Annotated in this window: 1 pseudogene; it reads left to right on the plus strand. The window is 67.8% G+C overall.

Annotated features, from left to right (window positions below):
- Positions 1-281: pseudogene (locus tag DVDV_RS21720) on the plus strand (AIR synthase-related protein); the annotation flags it as partial.
- Positions 282-317: the final 36 nt, after the last annotated feature.

The raw sequence follows: 317 nt of genomic DNA on the forward strand, positions 1-317 counted from the left end.
GGCCGATATCCCGGTCGATCCGGCCGTGGCCGGCGGTTGCGCCGTGCTTGGGCTGGACCCGCTGTATCTGGCCAACGAGGGCAAGTTTCTGTGCATCCTGCCCGAAGCCGAGGCCGAGGCGGCCTTGGCCGTCTTGCAGGCCGATGCCGCGTGGGGACCGGGGCCGTGGTCATTGGCCGGGTGACGGACGAACACGCCGGCAAGGTGGCCATGGTCACGCCTCTTGGCGGCAAACGGCTGCTCGGGATGCTTGAGGCGAACAGTTGCCGCGCATCTGCTAGGCAGGCCGGCGATGCAATTTCAAACAGCAGGAGCGC

This window comes from Desulfovibrio sp. DV, from assembly GCF_001936595.1.
Lineage (GTDB): Bacteria > Desulfobacterota > Desulfovibrionia > Desulfovibrionales > Desulfovibrionaceae > Solidesulfovibrio.